This is a genomic window from Pseudoalteromonas sp. MMG006, assembly GCF_018101025.1.
Taxonomy (GTDB): domain Bacteria; phylum Pseudomonadota; class Gammaproteobacteria; order Enterobacterales; family Alteromonadaceae; genus Pseudoalteromonas.
Genome location: NZ_JAGJEJ010000021.1, coordinates 15,369 through 31,488, shown reverse-complemented (window position 1 = coordinate 31,488; position 16,120 = coordinate 15,369). Strand labels below are relative to the sequence as shown.

The 16,120-nt window shown below is 40.7% G+C and carries 13 protein-coding genes, 7 tRNA genes and 1 pseudogene; 5 read left to right on the top strand and 16 right to left on the bottom strand.

Features of this window, described 5'->3' with window-relative positions; all coding sequences use genetic code 11:
• The first annotated feature begins 288 nt into the window (after positions 1–288).
• Positions 289–2,745 (top strand): acyl-CoA dehydrogenase FadE, encoded by a 2,457-nt coding sequence (gene fadE, locus J8L73_RS16425; protein WP_211018710.1) that lies wholly within the window; start codon positions 289–291, stop codon positions 2,743–2,745.
• Between the two features lie 4 nt (positions 2,746–2,749).
• Here the strand turns inward: fadE and J8L73_RS16420 are convergent, their stop codons facing one another.
• Entirely contained in the window at positions 2,750–3,862 is a 1,113-nt protein-coding gene (locus J8L73_RS16420; protein ID WP_211018708.1) for a DUF6136 family protein, read from the bottom strand.
• Entirely contained in the window at positions 3,859–4,449 is a 591-nt protein-coding gene (locus tag J8L73_RS16415) for an ATP-binding cassette domain-containing protein (protein WP_211018707.1), read from the bottom strand. Before J8L73_RS16415 ends, J8L73_RS16420 begins: the two co-directional genes overlap by 4 nt.
• A 167-nt stretch (positions 4,450–4,616) precedes the next feature.
• Between J8L73_RS16415 and J8L73_RS16410 the strand changes: the two are divergent.
• A pseudogene (locus J8L73_RS16410) lies at positions 4,617–6,559 on the top strand (S9 family peptidase).
• Positions 6,560–6,611: 52 nt separating this feature from the next.
• Here the strand turns inward: J8L73_RS16410 and J8L73_RS16405 are convergent.
• The 10 genes from J8L73_RS16405 to dnaQ form a co-directional block, all read right to left on the bottom strand.
• Positions 6,612–7,328 (bottom strand): helix-turn-helix transcriptional regulator, encoded by a 717-nt coding sequence (locus J8L73_RS16405; protein WP_211000590.1) that lies wholly within the window; start codon positions 7,326–7,328, stop codon positions 6,612–6,614.
• A 238-nt stretch (positions 7,329–7,566) separates the two neighbouring features.
• Positions 7,567–7,643, bottom strand: a tRNA-Asp gene (locus J8L73_RS16400).
• 53 nt (positions 7,644–7,696) lie between these two features.
• Positions 7,697–7,773 (bottom strand) — tRNA-Asp (locus J8L73_RS16395).
• Between the two features lie 37 nt (positions 7,774–7,810).
• Positions 7,811–7,887 (bottom strand) — tRNA-Asp (locus J8L73_RS16390).
• Positions 7,888–7,925: 38 nt separating this feature from the next.
• Positions 7,926–8,002 (bottom strand) — tRNA-Asp (locus tag J8L73_RS16385).
• 31 nt (positions 8,003–8,033) lie between these two features.
• Positions 8,034–8,110: transfer RNA gene (locus J8L73_RS16380), tRNA-Asp, on the bottom strand.
• 41 nt (positions 8,111–8,151) lie between these two features.
• Positions 8,152–8,228: transfer RNA gene (locus J8L73_RS16375), tRNA-Asp, on the bottom strand.
• Between the two features lie 27 nt (positions 8,229–8,255).
• A tRNA-Asp gene (locus J8L73_RS16370) sits at positions 8,256–8,332 on the bottom strand.
• A gap of 98 nt (positions 8,333–8,430) precedes the next feature.
• Positions 8,431–9,801, bottom strand: a complete 1,371-nt coding sequence (locus J8L73_RS16365) for a TIGR03503 family protein (RefSeq protein WP_211018705.1) — start codon at positions 9,799–9,801, stop codon at positions 8,431–8,433.
• A 9-nt stretch (positions 9,802–9,810) separates the two neighbouring features.
• The gene (dnaQ, locus tag J8L73_RS16360) at positions 9,811–10,524 is read right to left on the bottom strand and encodes a DNA polymerase III subunit epsilon (protein ID WP_211018703.1); all 714 of its coding nucleotides are present in this window, start codon (positions 10,522–10,524) and stop codon (positions 9,811–9,813) included.
• A gap of 68 nt (positions 10,525–10,592) precedes the next feature.
• Between dnaQ and rnhA the strand changes: the two genes are divergently transcribed.
• Positions 10,593–11,057, top strand: coding sequence for a ribonuclease HI (gene rnhA, locus J8L73_RS16355; RefSeq protein ID WP_211018701.1), 465 nt, complete (start codon positions 10,593–10,595; stop codon positions 11,055–11,057).
• Here rnhA and J8L73_RS16350 read toward each other — a convergent pair.
• The gene (locus J8L73_RS16350; RefSeq protein WP_058548306.1) at positions 11,054–11,827 is read right to left on the bottom strand and encodes a class I SAM-dependent methyltransferase; all 774 of its coding nucleotides are present in this window, start codon (positions 11,825–11,827) and stop codon (positions 11,054–11,056) included. The two genes, rnhA and J8L73_RS16350, sit on opposite strands and share 4 nt — an antisense overlap.
• Positions 11,828–11,880: 53 nt before the next feature.
• Between J8L73_RS16350 and gloB the strand changes: the two genes are divergently transcribed.
• A complete protein-coding gene (gene gloB, locus J8L73_RS16345) occupies positions 11,881–12,654 on the top strand; it encodes a hydroxyacylglutathione hydrolase (protein ID WP_211018699.1) in 774 nt (257 codons plus the stop codon).
• A 155-nt stretch (positions 12,655–12,809) separates the two neighbouring features.
• Positions 12,810–14,390 carry a LysM peptidoglycan-binding domain-containing protein gene (locus J8L73_RS16340; protein ID WP_211018697.1) on the top strand — a complete coding sequence of 527 codons (1,581 nt, stop codon included), beginning with the start codon at positions 12,810–12,812 and terminating at the stop codon, positions 14,388–14,390.
• Positions 14,391–14,533: 143 nt separating this feature from the next.
• On the opposite strand, the gene J8L73_RS16335 is transcribed toward J8L73_RS16340, so the two are convergent.
• The 3 genes from J8L73_RS16335 to J8L73_RS16325 are packed head-to-tail and all read right to left on the bottom strand — an operon-like array spanning position 14,534 to position 16,060.
• Positions 14,534–14,983 (bottom strand): flavodoxin, encoded by a 450-nt coding sequence (locus J8L73_RS16335; protein ID WP_211018695.1) that lies wholly within the window; start codon positions 14,981–14,983, stop codon positions 14,534–14,536.
• Entirely contained in the window at positions 14,983–15,747 is a 765-nt protein-coding gene (gene truC, locus J8L73_RS16330) for a tRNA pseudouridine(65) synthase TruC (protein WP_211018694.1), read from the bottom strand. Before truC ends, J8L73_RS16335 begins: the two co-directional genes overlap by 1 nt.
• Positions 15,740–16,060: a YqcC family protein gene (locus J8L73_RS16325; protein ID WP_211018692.1), complete on the bottom strand. Its 321-nt coding sequence runs from the start codon at positions 16,058–16,060 to the stop codon at positions 15,740–15,742. Before J8L73_RS16325 ends, truC begins: the two co-directional genes overlap by 8 nt.
• Between the last annotated feature and the right edge of the window lie 60 nt (positions 16,061–16,120).

Below are 16,120 nucleotides of genomic sequence, written 5' to 3'. Positions count from 1 at the left end.
AACCCTTAAAAAATACGTATAAATAACGCTGCGTTTTACAGTGCGCTACAGCAGACATATTTACTTAAAAAATCTTTTTTGGCTAGCTGATTTACTGATTTTTAGCGCTTTAATATAACTAATCGCTGAATTAAACGCAGTAGCAATGCATGCTCGTTCCTCTTTAAGGGAAGCTATGAATTAATTATGTCTATTTCGACTATAATTTATCACTGTAATGTACTTGAAACTTAAGCTTACTAGCGCTACTCTAACTGAGGTGGTCTGACCTCTATTAAGGAATAAGCAATGACACTCATATTTACACTCGGTTTAATCGCTCTGCTCAGCATCGCGATTTACCACAGAGCGAGTTGGAACACAGCACTTGGTGTTTCTGCTGCAACTTTATTAATTGGTACCTTTGCAGGTGCGTTTGGTTTAATTAGCTGGTTGATCTTTTTGATCATCGCGGTTCCTCTTTCTGTTACTGGCATTCGTCAGCAATATATAATAAAGCCTATTTTTTCTACCTTTAAAAAAGTAACGCCAAGCATGTCTGACACAGAAAAGTCAGCAATCGATGCCGGTACTACGTGGTGGGAAGCTGATTTATTTTGTGGTAACCCAGATTGGAAAAAGCTACACCAATACCCAATCCCTAAACTTACTATTGAAGAACAAGCCTTTATTGATGGCCCTGTAGAAGTAGTATGTAGCATGTTAGATGATTGGGAAGCAACGCACGAGCTTACTGACCTTCCTCAAGATGTATGGCAATACCTAAAAGATAATCAATTTTTTGCCATGATCATCAAAAAGGAATACGGCGGTTTAGAGTTCTCTGCGTTTGCACAATCTTGTGTACTTCAAAAGTTAACGAGTAAATCAACACTACTTTCGTCAATTGTTGGTGTACCAAATTCTTTAGGCCCGGGTGAATTGTTACAGCACTATGGTACAAAAGAGCAAAAAGATCATTACTTACCACGCTTAGCGAGCGGTAAAGAAATCCCTTGTTTTGCACTAACCTCGCCAGAGGCTGGCTCTGATGCAAGCTCAATTCCTGATTACGGTGTAGTGTGTAAAGGGCAATGGAACGGCGAAGAAGTTGTAGGCGTAAGCCTTACGTGGAATAAGCGTTACATTACACTTGCCCCCGTGGCTACAGTACTTGGTCTTGCATTTAAACTACAAGATCCAGACGGTTTATTAAGCGATGTTAAAGAGCCGGGTATTACCTGTGCACTTATTCCAACAGATACTCCTGGAGTAGAAATTGGACGTCGTCACTTTCCGCTTAACGTACCATTTCAAAATGGCCCAACTCGCGGTAAAGACATATTTGTACCACTTGATTACATTATTGGCGGCCCGGAAATGGCAGGTCAAGGCTGGCGTATGCTGGTTGAGTGTTTATCGGTTGGCCGCGCAATCACATTGCCGTCAAATTCAACCGGTGGCATTAAAACTATCGCCTTAGCTACAGGTGCTTATAGCCGTATTCGTCGTCAGTTTCGTTTACCTATTGGTAAAATGGAAGGTGTTGAAGAGTCTTTGGCTAAACTTGCAGGTTACGCATACAGCTCAGATGCAGCTGTTAGCATGTCTACCGGTGCAGTTGATTTAGGTGAAAAGCCATCGGTAGTTTCAGCTATTATTAAATACCACCTTACTGAGCAAATGCGCGACTCAACCATTCATGCAATGGATGTACTTGGCGGTAAGGGCATCATGCTTGGGCCAAATAACTATTTAGGTCGTGGCTATCAAGGCGCACCTATTGCCATTACCGTTGAAGGTGCAAACATCTTGACCCGTAATATGATTATTTACGGTCAAGGTGCAATTCGCTGTCACCCATTTGTACTTACAGAGCTTGGTGCATGTGAAATTGAAGACCGCGAAGAAGCGCTTAACGTATTTGATAAAGCGCTAATGGGCCACATTGGCTTTACTATGTCGAACCTTGTACGTACTAAGTGGCTTGCATTGACAGGCGCACGCTTTACGAGTGTACCTTACAAAGATGAAACCGCTGAGTTTTACCGAATCGCGTCTCGCTTTAGTGCCTCTTTAGCACTTATGTCTGACATTAGCATGGCAGTATTTGGGGGTTCTCTTAAGCGTAAAGAACGTATTTCAGCACGTTTAGGTGATTTACTAAGCTACCTTTACTTAGTGTCTGCAACGCTTAAGCGTTACAACGATGAAGGCCGTAAAAAAGAAGATTTTGCTCTAGTAAAATGGAGTTGTCAGGATCACCTTTACCATTGCCAACGTGCACTTGCTGATTTAATCAATAACATGCCATCTGCCCCACTACGTGGCGTACTAAAAGTATTGTTATTCCCGTTTGGTCGCCCGGTTCGTAAACCTACAGACAAACTTGAGCATAAACTAGCACAACTACTACAAGTACCTAGCGAAACGCGTAATCGTTTAGCAAGCTATGTTTATTTAACTGACGAACCTCTTAATTTAGTAGGCCGTCAAGAGCAAACACTTAAAGACGTACTGGCTGTAGAGCCGTTATTTGAGCGAGTTTGTAAAGAGAAAGGGCTTAAACTGCCATTCTTTCAACTTGATAAAGTAGCGCAAATGGGCCTTGAAGCTGGCATATTAAGTCAAGCAGAAGCTGATAAATTAGCTGCTGTAGAAAAAGCCCGTTTAGACGTAATTAACGTTGATGACTTTGACCCAGCTGATTTATTAGCCGGCAAAGCCGCACGTAAAAGTGAAGACAGCAAAGCAGATGCAGCTTAACCAGTTAGGTTAACGCAGCCAACAGTCCACCTGTTGTGATCATCCAAACCAGCGCGTAATGCGCTGGTTTTTTTTGCGCGATAGCTTGTTGGAGTCCGCACCAAATAATGCCAGTTAATAGCAACAAGCCACTTGCTTGGTTGAATAAAGCAAAAAAAACAATAAGCGAAAGTAAGAGCACAATTAAACTAGGAACAAATTGGCCAATAAAAAATGCTGTTTGCTTATTCTGTATTTTAAAAAACACACTATATTGTTGATGTAGATGACTACAATCAAATTGTAATGAACTACTAAACAACACCACAAAAGCAAATGACAAAACACTGAATATAACTGCTAAATTAGCGCGCTCTTGTAGTAATACCTCAAATGCCATAAATAGGGACAGCAATAAAGCACCTCGCCAAATCAAAGTCCAGCTGTTGTGTATAAAAAACATTAGCCAAAAGCCTGTCAGTGAGCTCATCTCTAACTTAGCTACAAAATTAAAAGGTACCATTAAAGTACTTAACGCAAACAACAACACAAACCCACACTGATAAATTAATGGGCTTACATCAAACGGTAACATAAGCCACATTGCTGATAATAAAAATCCATAAACAAGCGCTATTGGTTTGTATAAGCATAAAATGCCGAGCGTAAATTGTAATAGTAAAAACACCAAAAAATGCGGCACTCTAAGCCACTGGTTTATGCTCAGGTCAATCGCGATAACAAGGCTTGCAATCAACCAGCCATTACTTAGCAGCATAAGCTTTATATCCATCAAACCAAGCCAATACCGCTTTACTAATGTCTGTTGAAACGCTCGTTGGGCGGAGTTTTTTATTGCAGACTTCATTGCGCTCAACATTACACTTTGTAGCAACAAATACAGCCAAGCCATTTGCGCACCATATTGAGGTGTATCACTACTATCAATAATTTTTCCAAGCCCTAAAAATAGTAGCAATATTAAACCTAGTACTGACGAGCCTAACACCACTAAAAATAACAACCCGAAGCATTTCAGTTGTAAAAATAATTGCGTAAATTCAGTTTTATATGCCTGTAAACGATAATCCATAAAAGAGCGGTATTGGCCAATTGATTGTTTTAAATTTGAAATCATAAAGGCATACACTCAAAGCCATGCAGTAAAAAAGGCTCGGGCTCGTGACAGGTGATAATTATTTGACCTTGTGGCTTATTTACTAAATATTCATCAAGTAAAATTAATAAATACTCAATACTCGCTTGATCAAGCGCTGCACTGGGTTCATCTAACAGTAAATACGGTGCATCGCGCATAAGCGCTAAAATTAACTGACATTTCTTTTGATTACCTGATGAAAGGGCGTCAAAACGTGTATTTAGAAATTCATTAAAACTAAATCCATCAACTATAGCTGCCGGCCAACGACAGCCAAATGTATTTGAGGATAAGTTAATTATTTGCTTTGCTGTTAAGAAGTCGGGTAAAGCAATACAGTCTGAGGCTATAGCAACTTGCTTGTGTGGTTCGGTTAATTCGCTTCCAGAAAACAAAAGCTTTCCACTTTGGTAAGTTTCAAGCCCCGCTAACATCATCAATAGCGTTGTTTTCCCTTGGCCATTAGGCGCTTCGATGCATATTTTAGGTGCACAGAATCGCACGTTATAACCATTATACAATATGTTTTCAGTAAACTGTTTATGTAACCCAATGACTTCTATCATAAATACTCACTTTTCAACGAGTTATCATTATAGCGAATACTTATATAAAAACGATTTATGGTTTGTAACACTTTATTACTATTTGCATATCATAAATACTTGCGTTTGAAAAACGTTCGGTTAACACTTCTAAATGAAAACATACCTATAAACTAAGGAATGTACCTATGAAAAAAGGCCTCAAACTTGCCTGTATTACCTGTGCTGTATCTCTTGCATTAGCGGGTTGCAATCAATCTAATAGTTTAGTCTCTAGCACTGTGAAAACTGAACAAGCACAACAAGTAAAAACCTACGACGCAAAAACTTTTTTGACACCACCTCTATTATGGGCGGTAGTTTTTCACCAAGTGGTGATAAAGTTTTAGTTAGTAGCGATGAAAGTGGCACTTAAAGCTTATACGAAGTCGATGTTAAAACCGGTAGTAAAACCCGTTTAACTAATTTTGAAGACAGTACTTAGCCAGTGCGCTATTTCCCTAATGATGAGCATGTATTGTTTACCAAAGACTCAGGCGGTAACGAACGGTACCATGTCTACGTGCGTGAAGTTGACAGTTCAATCAAAGATTTAACCCCTGGCGATGAAACACGAGCTGGCTTTTCAGGTTTTACAAAAGATGGCAGCCAGTTTTTTATCTAAAGTAATCAGCGTGATGCCAAGTTTATGGATTTATATCGCGTAGATAGTGAAACCTATAAAGCGTCCCCTGCTTATCAAAATGAGCTCGGATTAGATGTTGGTGCTATTATCCCCGATGGACGCTTTATTGCTTTATCTAAAAATAATAGCAATAAAGACAGTGATACATACATTCTCGACACTTATAAAAAAAACCTCAAGCCACAACTTATATCTAAGCATGATGATCCCGCACAATATACACCTGAAACCTTCTCTGCTGATGGTAAATATTTATACTACTCTACGAACGCAAAAGGCGAGTTTTCACAAGTGTGGAGCTATGAGTTAGCGACAGAGAAACATAGCCCAGCTTTAGAAGACGAATGGGACGTAACCTTTATCTATTTTTCTAAATCTGGCCGCTACCAAGTAAGTGGAGTCAATACCGATGCCAGTACTAAAGTGTCTATTTTAGATACTCGTTCAGGTAAACAAGTTGCTATGCCCGCCCTACCCAATGGAAATTTAAGCAGTGTAAATTTCTCAAGTGACGAGAAAACCATGGCGTTTTATTTAAACTCTGACACCTCACCAAGTAATTTATTTGTTTGGCAAGTGGATAATGATAGCGCTAAGCAGCTTACCAACACACTAAGTAAAGATATAGATAAAAGCGATTTAGTAGAGAGCACTATCGTTCGCTTTAAAAGCTTTGATGGCTTAGAAGTTCCAGGCGTGTTGTATAAACCAAAACAAGCCAATAGAAACAATAAAGTACCTGCGCTGGTGTGGGTGCATGGCGGCCCTGGTGGGCAAAGCCGTACTGGTTATAGAGCAATGCTACAACATTTAGTTAATCATGGTTATGCTATTTTTGCCGTTAATAACCGGGGTAGTTCAGGATACGGTAAAACGTTTTTTCATTTGGATGATAAAAAGCACGGCACAGATGACTTACAAGATATTGTATACGGTAAAAAGCACCTTCAAAGTTTAGATTGGGTCGATAGCGAAAAAATTGGCATTATTGGAGGTAGTTACGGCGGGTTTATGACCGCAGCAGCCCTTGCCTTTGAACCAGAAGAGTTCAAAGTAGGTATTAATATTTTTGGGGTGACTAACTGGGCAAGAACACTTAACTCCATTCCACCATGGTGGGAGAGTGTTAAAAAATCCTTGTACGATGAAATGGGCGACCCTGCAACTGATGGCGAACGTCATCGTGCTATATCGCCATTATTTCATGCTAAAAATATTACAAAACCTTTAATGGTAATACAAGGCGCTAACGATCCGCGCGTTTTACAAGTTGAAAGCGATGAACTCGTTGCCGCAGTCAAAGCCAATGGCGTACCAGTAGAGTATGTATTGTTTGAAGATGAAGGCCACGGTTTTACTAAAAAAGAAAACAGTATCAGCGCTTCTAACGCTTATTTAAACTTTTTAGATACTTACTTAAAAGAGTCATTTGGCCCACAAGGGTAATTGTAGACCAATTTATATTAAAGCCTGCTGCGTTTTCTTGTACGCAGGCTTTTTATTGTTTGGTTAATCTAGGTTCCAGTAAAGCAAACACCAAACCAAATACAGCGGCAAATATGCCGATAAATTCGAGCCAGCTATTGCCTGCATGTGGCATTGTTCGCGAGATTTCATCTGCACTATAAACACGTTTACCTCCCTCAACGTCTTCGACAAATGACTCACCAACATACTTATCCATTAACTTAAAACTTGGTACCCTTCTGGCCAGTATTTCCCGCCCTTTTTCTTCTCTTTTCTCGCGGTTTGACTCAATAATATAATTGCTCCAATGAGTATAAATATTCAGAGGTTCATCTTTTTTGATCACACCCAGTGATTTGTATTCGTAAAAGCGCTCATTGAACAGATAGTTTTTATGTCCTGCGTAAAATAATGCACAGCCAAAAGCAATCAAAAACATAGCAAGGTATATAATTTTTCGCTGTGCAGCAGAACTCTTTACAGCTTTACTCTTAAACCACACTTCTACATCGGGTATTTGCATCAGCCTAGCTTTATCATGGCTCGATACAAGCGGCTTCATAAACTCATCAATTGAAAGATCTAATGCAATCAATAAAGATCTAAATATTTCATTCGAGGGAATTGATTTATCGTTTTCAAGTTTTGATAAATAACTTTGTTCTATCCCTACTTGCTGGGCAAATTCAGGTTGACTCAATTTTTTGTTATTTCTTAGCTGCTTTAATTGTTGACCTAGTGTGCTCATTTTAGTTCTTCCTTTTTTAAAGTGAGACTAGATTCTTGGCTATTCATGTAGATATATGAAGCTGAATAGTGAAGAATAACAAGGAATATTAGCAGGTTAGAATAAAAGAGTCGATCTGATAGCTGATAGCTGATAGCTGATAGCTGATAGCTGATAGCTGATAGCTGATAGCCAAAGTATATTTTATTAAAATAAATATGAAATAATTTTATAATCTTGCTATTGAGGAAATAACAAGTGGCGGAGTGGACGGGACTCGAACCCGCGACCCCCGGCGTGACAGGCCGGTATTCTAACCAACTGAACTACCACTCCGCAGTGGTATGTGCATGGGGTAATGCACTTACTAATTTTGTTACGATATCAAATGGCGGAGTGGACGGGACTCGAACCCGCGACCCCCGGCGTGACAGGCCGGTATTCTAACCAACTGAACTACCACTCCGCAGAGATATCATATTACTTGTCATTACTAAATTTGTTGGCGGAGTGGACGGGACTCGAACCCGCGACCCCCGGCGTGACAGGCCGGTATTCTAACCAACTGAACTACCACTCCAGCATACAAATTTTTGTAACATAACAGTGTTTAAATAGTGGCGGAGTGGACGGGACTCGAACCCGCGACCCCCGGCGTGACAGGCCGGTATTCTAACCAACTGAACTACCACTCCAGCGCATATTTAAACTGTTATTTTTTCTTATTGGCGGAGTGGACGGGACTCGAACCCGCGACCCCCGGCGTGACAGGCCGGTATTCTAACCAACTGAACTACCACTCCATAATAAGATTATGTTTTACAACCATATGTTGTGTAAGTATTGGCGGAGTGGACGGGACTCGAACCCGCGACCCCCGGCGTGACAGGCCGGTATTCTAACCAACTGAACTACCACTCCAGCGCGTACTTACAAATTGTCGAAAATTGGCGGAGTGGACGGGACTCGAACCCGCGACCCCCGGCGTGACAGGCCGGTATTCTAACCAACTGAACTACCACTCCGCATTTTCGTTGCTGTCTGAGTCTCCCCTGACAGCGGCGTGAATAATACGAACCAGCCCCTATTTCGTCAAGGGCTTTTTTGTTTTTTTATAGGTTTTTTAGTCATCTGACATCGAAAGGTTTAAAATTTCACCTGATTTGTCATTTTTTGAACCATTTTTGCCAACTTGATTTTTTCCTGTGTTGGTAACTTCACCATCAACTGCTTTCTTTTTATTTAAAAAAGGCAGCTTAACTTTAAATTTGATTGGTTTTTTCTGAATAAATACACGAATTGCTAACCAGCCGAGTAATAAAATAAGAATATTACAGCCTATTATTAAGCTAACAATTGTTGAAGTGGCCATTTTTTCATCTACAGGCTCACTCGCTTTCATTTGTTCAGGCGTAATAATCGTTGCCGGATCAATTTCAGGCACAGCAACTATAGGACGTTCTATTTCAAATTTATAGGTTGGTAGCGTCGCCATAAACTCACGGCCGTTTATATTTGTGCCAAAAACAGATAACTCAACACTGTATCGACCCCAATCATAATTTTTAACGTTAAGTTGGCGCGAGTCATTAGGAGCAGCGTCTATGGTAAACATTTGCTCTTCGTTATTAGGGTAATAAATTTTGCCCTGAATAATGACGGTTTCTGGCTTTACAATGCGTGGGTCTATCGTTATTGTAAGTTGATGATCGTCAGTGTCTTGCTCTGCTAGGGTAACGTTTGTGGAAAAAGGAGGTTCGTGCACTTCTATTGTGTCTTGTACAATACGGCGCTGTAATAGAGGCGTTGCAACGTAAAGCTCAGGCGTCCATTCACCAGCAGGAAAGTCTAACGTAAACTCTCCGGTAAAAATGCCATCTTTAGCGCGTTCGTCAAATCCGCGCCCATCATCTTTAAATTCGGCGACTTCTTGTATCCCTGAACCAAAATTAGCAAAGTTTTCGTTATTGGTACTTACAAAATCTACATTAAGGCTTACTACATCCCTAAATAGCTCAGCGTCTATTGGCTCACCGTCGTTAAGTATTTTACCGGTAATTTTAATCGTCTCCCCTCTAAATAACATAGGAGGAAGTGGCTGCGCCTCTAAAGATACTTCACCAAGCACTACAATTCGGCTGTTAGGCAAAATACTGCCAATAACCTGCCATGGACCAGCCATAGGATTTTTTATTGTAACCAAATCGTAGGTTAACTCGTCAAACCAATCGAGGTCGGGGTTTCTTACGGCTTCAGTTGCAAAGTATTTACTGCCATCTGGCCTAACTAAAATAACAGCCGGTGTGCCAAGCTTTCTAAAAAACAGCAGAGTTATTTCTTCAATTTTACTATCTATACGAAAACGATTTTCTAATAAAGGAATTTCATTTTGATGCCCGTCACGTTTGAGCACTTCTACTTGCTTAACGCCATAAGCATTGCCAGTGAACAAACTGGCGGCGCATAACGCACTAACAAAATATATCGTTTTCATTGGGTAGCCTTATTCAGCGCGCCATAAACATTGGCCGCCTTCTTTATTGACAAGATCGAGTCGTGCTTCGTGTGCGCTTTGTTCAGCGTCATTTGCACGTAAAACAACTAAAGGTGCCCTATTTGGGCTTAAACGTCTTATGCCGCCTTTTTGTTGCTCGCTGCCATCGTCTTTATTTTGATTTAAGTTTAGCTTCGTTTGCCCACCTGTCATGGCAAGGTAAACATCGGCTAAAATTTCAGAATCCAGTAAAGCGCCGTGCAATGTACGTTTTGCGTTATCTATATCGTAGCGACGGCACAAAGCATCAAGATTATTCTTTTGACCAGGATGCAAGTCACGCGCCATTTTAAGGGTGTCGAGAACTTGGCAGTAATCGTGGGTATTAGGGTAACCCTGATTAAGCAGCGCAAATTCGTTATCCATATGACCCACATCGAACGGTGCATTATGAATAACCAGCTCTGCCCCTTTTATATAGTCAAAAAACTCTTGCGCTATATCACGGTAAAGCGGTTTATCACGTAAAAATTCGTTGGTAATACCATGAACATCTATCGCTTCTTCTTCAATACTACGTTGTGGATTTATATAAACGTGAAAATTGTTGCCGGTTAAGCGCCTGTTTACTAACTCTACACAACCAATTTCTATAATGCGGTGACCCTGTTTAGGGTCGATGCCGGTGGTTTCTGTATCTAAAACTATTTGTCTACGTGCCATATCGAATTTAGCCTGACTCTGGTATCTTTCTATAATCACTTTATTGTACATAATATCAAGGTAAAACAGTGCAAAAAACCGTAGAGATTTATACCGATGGCTCGTGTTTAGGTAATCCGGGCCCTGGTGGTTATGGTATTTTTATGATTTATAACGGTCACGAAAAAAAATTAAGCCAAGGTTATAAATTAACAACTAATAACCGCATGGAAATGCTCGCAGCGATTGTAGCCTTAGAATCACTTACGCGTGAATGCGAGGTAAATCTCACAACCGATAGCCAATATGTTAAGCAAGGCATTGAATCGTGGATAGCTAATTGGAAAAAGCGCGGTTGGTTAACATCTGCGAAAAAACCGGTTAAAAACGTAGATTTATGGAAACGTCTAGATAAAGCCTGTAGCGAACACACTGTTACATGGAAGTGGGTTAAAGGGCATAGTGGCCATAAGTACAACGAAATAGTTGACGATTTAGCTCGCGATGCCGCAGGCAGTAAAGATTTACTTGAAGATGTAGGTTATCAGCCTTAATTGTTATTTTTTTCATCGCAGCGCTTAAAGTGCTGCTTAGAGGTTTGCCTAAGCCCTGCCCCTTTTACTGGCGCAAACTGCGGCCTTGCATGCCACTTAGGCTTTATAGGTGTCAGCGGGGCTACTCGCTTACGTGCCACCAGCATATACACACTCCCCATAGGTTTTAAATATTGTTTAGCAAAACTGCGCCAAAATTCAAAACGCGACAACCTGTTACCTCTCGCTAGCGATGAGTAAATAAATCGCTCATCACTCACTATTTCAAATCCTAATAAGTTAAGCCAATCTTTAACACGGGCAGGTGTAAAAAAGCGCCCTGTCCATGGAAGTTTTTGACCACTAAACGGCAGCATTTGAGCAAGCCCACATAAGCTAAATGGGTTAAAACCGGTAATAACAATATAACCACCAGGTATTAGCGTGCGGTGTGCCTCGCGTAAAATATGGTGCGGATCTGAATGATACTCTAAGCAGTGGCTTAAAATACACGCATCAACGCTGTGCTCGTAAAAAGGTAATTCGTCGATATCGGCCACAACACCTGTATAGGGGCCGGGCTCTGCAACGCACACTTGATGCTTAATGGTGCTAACACTTGTATTAATTTCACCACTTAAATTACCTAGTTTTAGCATGTGATAGCCAAACATACGCGGTAACCATTGATCCATTTTGCGTTCAATGTCAGATCGTAAATAGTCACCATGAGGGAACTGCTGCCATGACAGCGGTTTAGGTCCTTCTTGAAAACTAAGGGCTGGTTTCATTTTATGAGCTCGTTATACTATGTGTTAACTGTCACTTTATAGAGCAATGTAACATGGTGCAAGTCAAAGCAATTAAAGCCTTTTCTGATAATTATATTTGGTGTTTAACCACTCATAATAGTAATCAAGCATGGGTGGTAGATCCAGGTGACGCAAGGCCTGTGATTACGTATTTAGCTGAGCATAACTTATCATTAGCTGGCATTTTAATAACCCATCATCATAGCGACCACACCGGTGGCGTAGCAGATCTGGTTAAGCAATTTGCAAATATCCCTGTTTACGGCCCCGCCAATAGTCCTTTTGATGGTATTACGCATACTTTAATTGATGGCGATAATATTGAAGTACTTAATGTGCCATTTAATATTGTAGCCACGCCTGGGCATACGCTTGATCATATTTGTTATACCCACGACGAACTCGCTTTTACTGGCGATACTTTATTTAGCGGTGGCTGTGGTAGATTATTTGAAGGGACAAGCGAGCAAATGTGGAATTCGTTCAATAAACTGCGTGAATTACCAAAAAGCTGTAAGGTGTATTGCACTCATGAATATACTCAGGCTAACTTAGCGTTTGCAAAAGCAGTAGAGCCACGTAACCCTGAGCTACTCGAGTACAGCAAAAAAGTAGATGAACTTCGTAGTAAAGATGAAATAACGTTACCAAGCACTATTGAGCAAGAGCTTAAAATAAATCCGTTTATGCGCAGCGATTTACCCACTATTACTGAATTATTACCAAAAGAATTCCTTTTAGTTACAAAAAACAATGAACCTTGGGGAAACTTTGCTAGTCTGAGAAAGTTCAAAGACAATTTTTAACGCATAATCTAATAGCTAGCTATATTTTATATTAAAATCATGCCTTTATTATTAGGGCATGATTTTCTCTTCGCGTTTAAGGTGGTCACTAAGTGGCAATGTTGACTCATAACGGGTAGTATTCGCCGAGTTTTTTACCCGATGTATTGGTATTTATGAATAAATCTCCTCTTTTAATTGCCTTGGCGCTTGCGCTAAGTGGTTGTCAAACGGTTACAACCTTAGACTCTGACTCTCAAGTAGCGACTCAAGCAAACCAAAAGCTTGAAGGCGCAAGCCCTAACGATATCAACAATGCATTGATGGTAAACGCACAATATCAACAAGTTAATAGTGAAGACCAAGAAGCTCCCGTTTTTGATGACGTGTGGGAACGTATTCGTTACCAGCTTTCTATTGACGTACCACAAAACCGCCCTGTTGTTACCGAGCGAAATTACTACGCTCGCCATCAAGCTTATTTAGATCGCATTTCTAAACGTGCAGAGCCTTACCTTCATTTTATTGTTGAAGAAGTAGAAAAACGCGAAATGCCAATCGAAATAGCATTACTACCCATTGTAGAAAGTGCCTTTGACCCATTTGGTTACTCTAATAGAAGCGCTTCAGGTATTTGGCAGTTTATGCCTGCAACAGGTGAGCGTTTTGATTTAAAGCAAAACTGGTGGTACGACGGTCGTCGCGACATTGTTCAATCGACACGTGCTGCACTAGATTACTTATCGTATTTGCATAAAACCCTTGAAGGCGATTGGTTAAACGCTATTGCGGCGTATAACTCGGGCGAAGGGCGTTTGATGCGTGCGATTAAAAAGAATCGTAAAAAGCATTTACCAACCGATTTTTGGTCTCTAGATTTACCACGCGAAACCACAGCGTACGTACCTAAGCTATTAGCGCTTGCCGATTTATTAAAGCGCTCGGATGAGTTTAACGTTAAATGGCAACCGGTGATCAATGCACAAGTAGTCGAAGTGGTTGATGTAGGCTCTCAGATTGATTTAGCGCTTGCCGCTGAGATGGCCGATATGACACTTACTGAGTTATACAGGTTAAACCCTGGCTTTAACCGCTGGGCTACGGATCCTAATGGGCCGCACTTTTTATTATTACCTACCGATAAAGCAGAACAGTTTAGCCAAAAGCTTGCACTTACTGATGTAAAAGATCGCTTACGCTGGCAACAATACACTGTCGCTCGTGGCGATAGCCTTTCTGTTATTGCTAAAAAGTTTACCACCAGTAGCAGTGCAATTCGTTCGCTCAACAAATTAAAATCAAATACTATTCGCGTAGGCCAAGAACTGTTAGTACCGCTTACCGATGGTGCAATTAATAGCGAACATTTACCTAAACAAATGCGTTTAGCAGCTAATAAAGCCACGCGTACTAAGTTATCGCACACGGTTAAAAGTGGCGATACACTTTGGGATATAAGCCGCGAATACGATGTAACAATGGACGAACTTGCGTCGTGGAATAAACTGAAGAAAAACTCAGTACTGCGATTAAATCAAAAGCTAACTGTCTATAAATCAGCAAGTAAACCACAAGCAACCGCAAGTACTAATCGTACCATTACCTACAAAGTACGCCGTGGTGACTCGCTTGCGCGTATTGCTTCTAAGTTTAATTTAACGGTTAACGAGATTATTAAGTGGAATAACTTAGCCGGCCAAAAGTATTTACAACCTGGCCAAAAGTTAAAGCTTAAAGTAGACGTAAGAAGTAGCTAATTTATAGAGCTATAAAAGTAAAAAGGAGCGCATGCGCTCCTTTTTTAATACTTTAAATTTAATAAATTTGGCCTATTGCACGTAAATTCAACGCTAAAAATAGCTGTTAAAGATAAATTTACTATTCAAAGTTCAGGATTAAATTAAGCAGGTAGCTTTTCAAGCCATGCTTTTAACCAAGGCTCTGTAACGGGCCATGGTTCAAAGTCTTCACAGGCATCTATTTCAAGACGATTACCAACTGGCTTTGCTTGTAAGTCGCGTAATAGCTCATCAAAGCTGCGACCAGCGCCACAAAAGGTGTCACCATAGCATCTATCACCCATAGCAATAACCCCAAAAGGTTTATCGGTAAGCATAGGAAACGTGCTATTCATAGCAAAATACAGCCCCGCTAAATTACTAGGTATATCGCCTTGGCCTGTGGTTGAAGTAACAATTAAAATATGTGAAGCATTTTTAATATCATCAAGAGATGCCTCACTAATAACGCTTGCAGTATGGCCCGCTTTTTCAATTGTGGTTGCAACTTCATCGCTCAAACGCTCCGCGCCGCCATTAACACTGCCTACAAAAATACTAATATGTGACATTAATAATCCTTTTCTTGATCTGGCCAACCTAGCTGCTTGCATACTTTAAGCATGTCTTCACCTAGTGGCGCTTTAATTGTTATTGATTCATTACTGTAAGGGTGCACAAAACTAAGCTGCGTTGCAAATAACATTAAACGCCTATGTGCAAAGTGCTCCCTAAAAAACTGATTATGCTGATTATCACCGTGATTTACATCACCTATAATCGGTAACGATAAATGCTTTAAGTGCCTACGTATTTGATGCTTACGCCCCGTTTTAGGAAAGCACTCAACTAACGAGTAGCGCACGGTTGGGTATTTGCCAATAGGGATTGGCAATGCAGCTTGGTGCAAACAATTAAACTGAGTTTGCGCCTCTTGTGGCGCTTTATCTTGATCTGCAAACTTGTCAGCTATTTTATCCAGCTCTTCTTTTAGCGGTTTGTCTAAAAAAACTGATTCAGGGGCAAACCCGCGCACTAGCGCTAAATATCGCTTAGCGATAGTGCCTTCAATGAATAACTGATTCATATCACGCGCGGCTTCGGAGCTTAAAGCAAATAGCAGCACACCCGACGTAGGTCTATCGAGTCTATGTACTGGAAACACATGTTGCCCTAACTGATCACGTAACATTTGCATGGCAAACTGAGTTTCGTGCTTATCTAAAAAAGAGCGATGCACTAATAAACCCGAGGGTTTATTTATGGCTACGTAGTTCTCGTCTTGATACAAAATAGCCAATTCGTCGTATTCAACAGGCTCTGGACGCTCACTCATTGGGCTCTCCTAAAAAAGCATCAAGCTGGGTTAGTAATTCAATAATCTCGTTACTACCGTTTTTATTAGTAAGGGTCATTTGTGCCATAGGCGCAATTGCAAAATTACGAGGCAATGGTTGCTGATGAGCCACTAAATGCTGAACTTTTTCTATAAATACAAATTGTAGCCATTGTTCAAACGCCATCGTGTCGTGACAAAATGGAACACTGGAATTTAATGCCTCCGGGGCTATTGGCTGAGCTTGCCAAAGTTGATGCTTTTTTAAAAGAGCTGTTAGCTGATTTAAATAAGCTTGGGTTTGCTGGTACATAACCACCCTCTTTCATATATGTAATGCAATTATACCCTGTTCCCACACAGCCCGCTATGG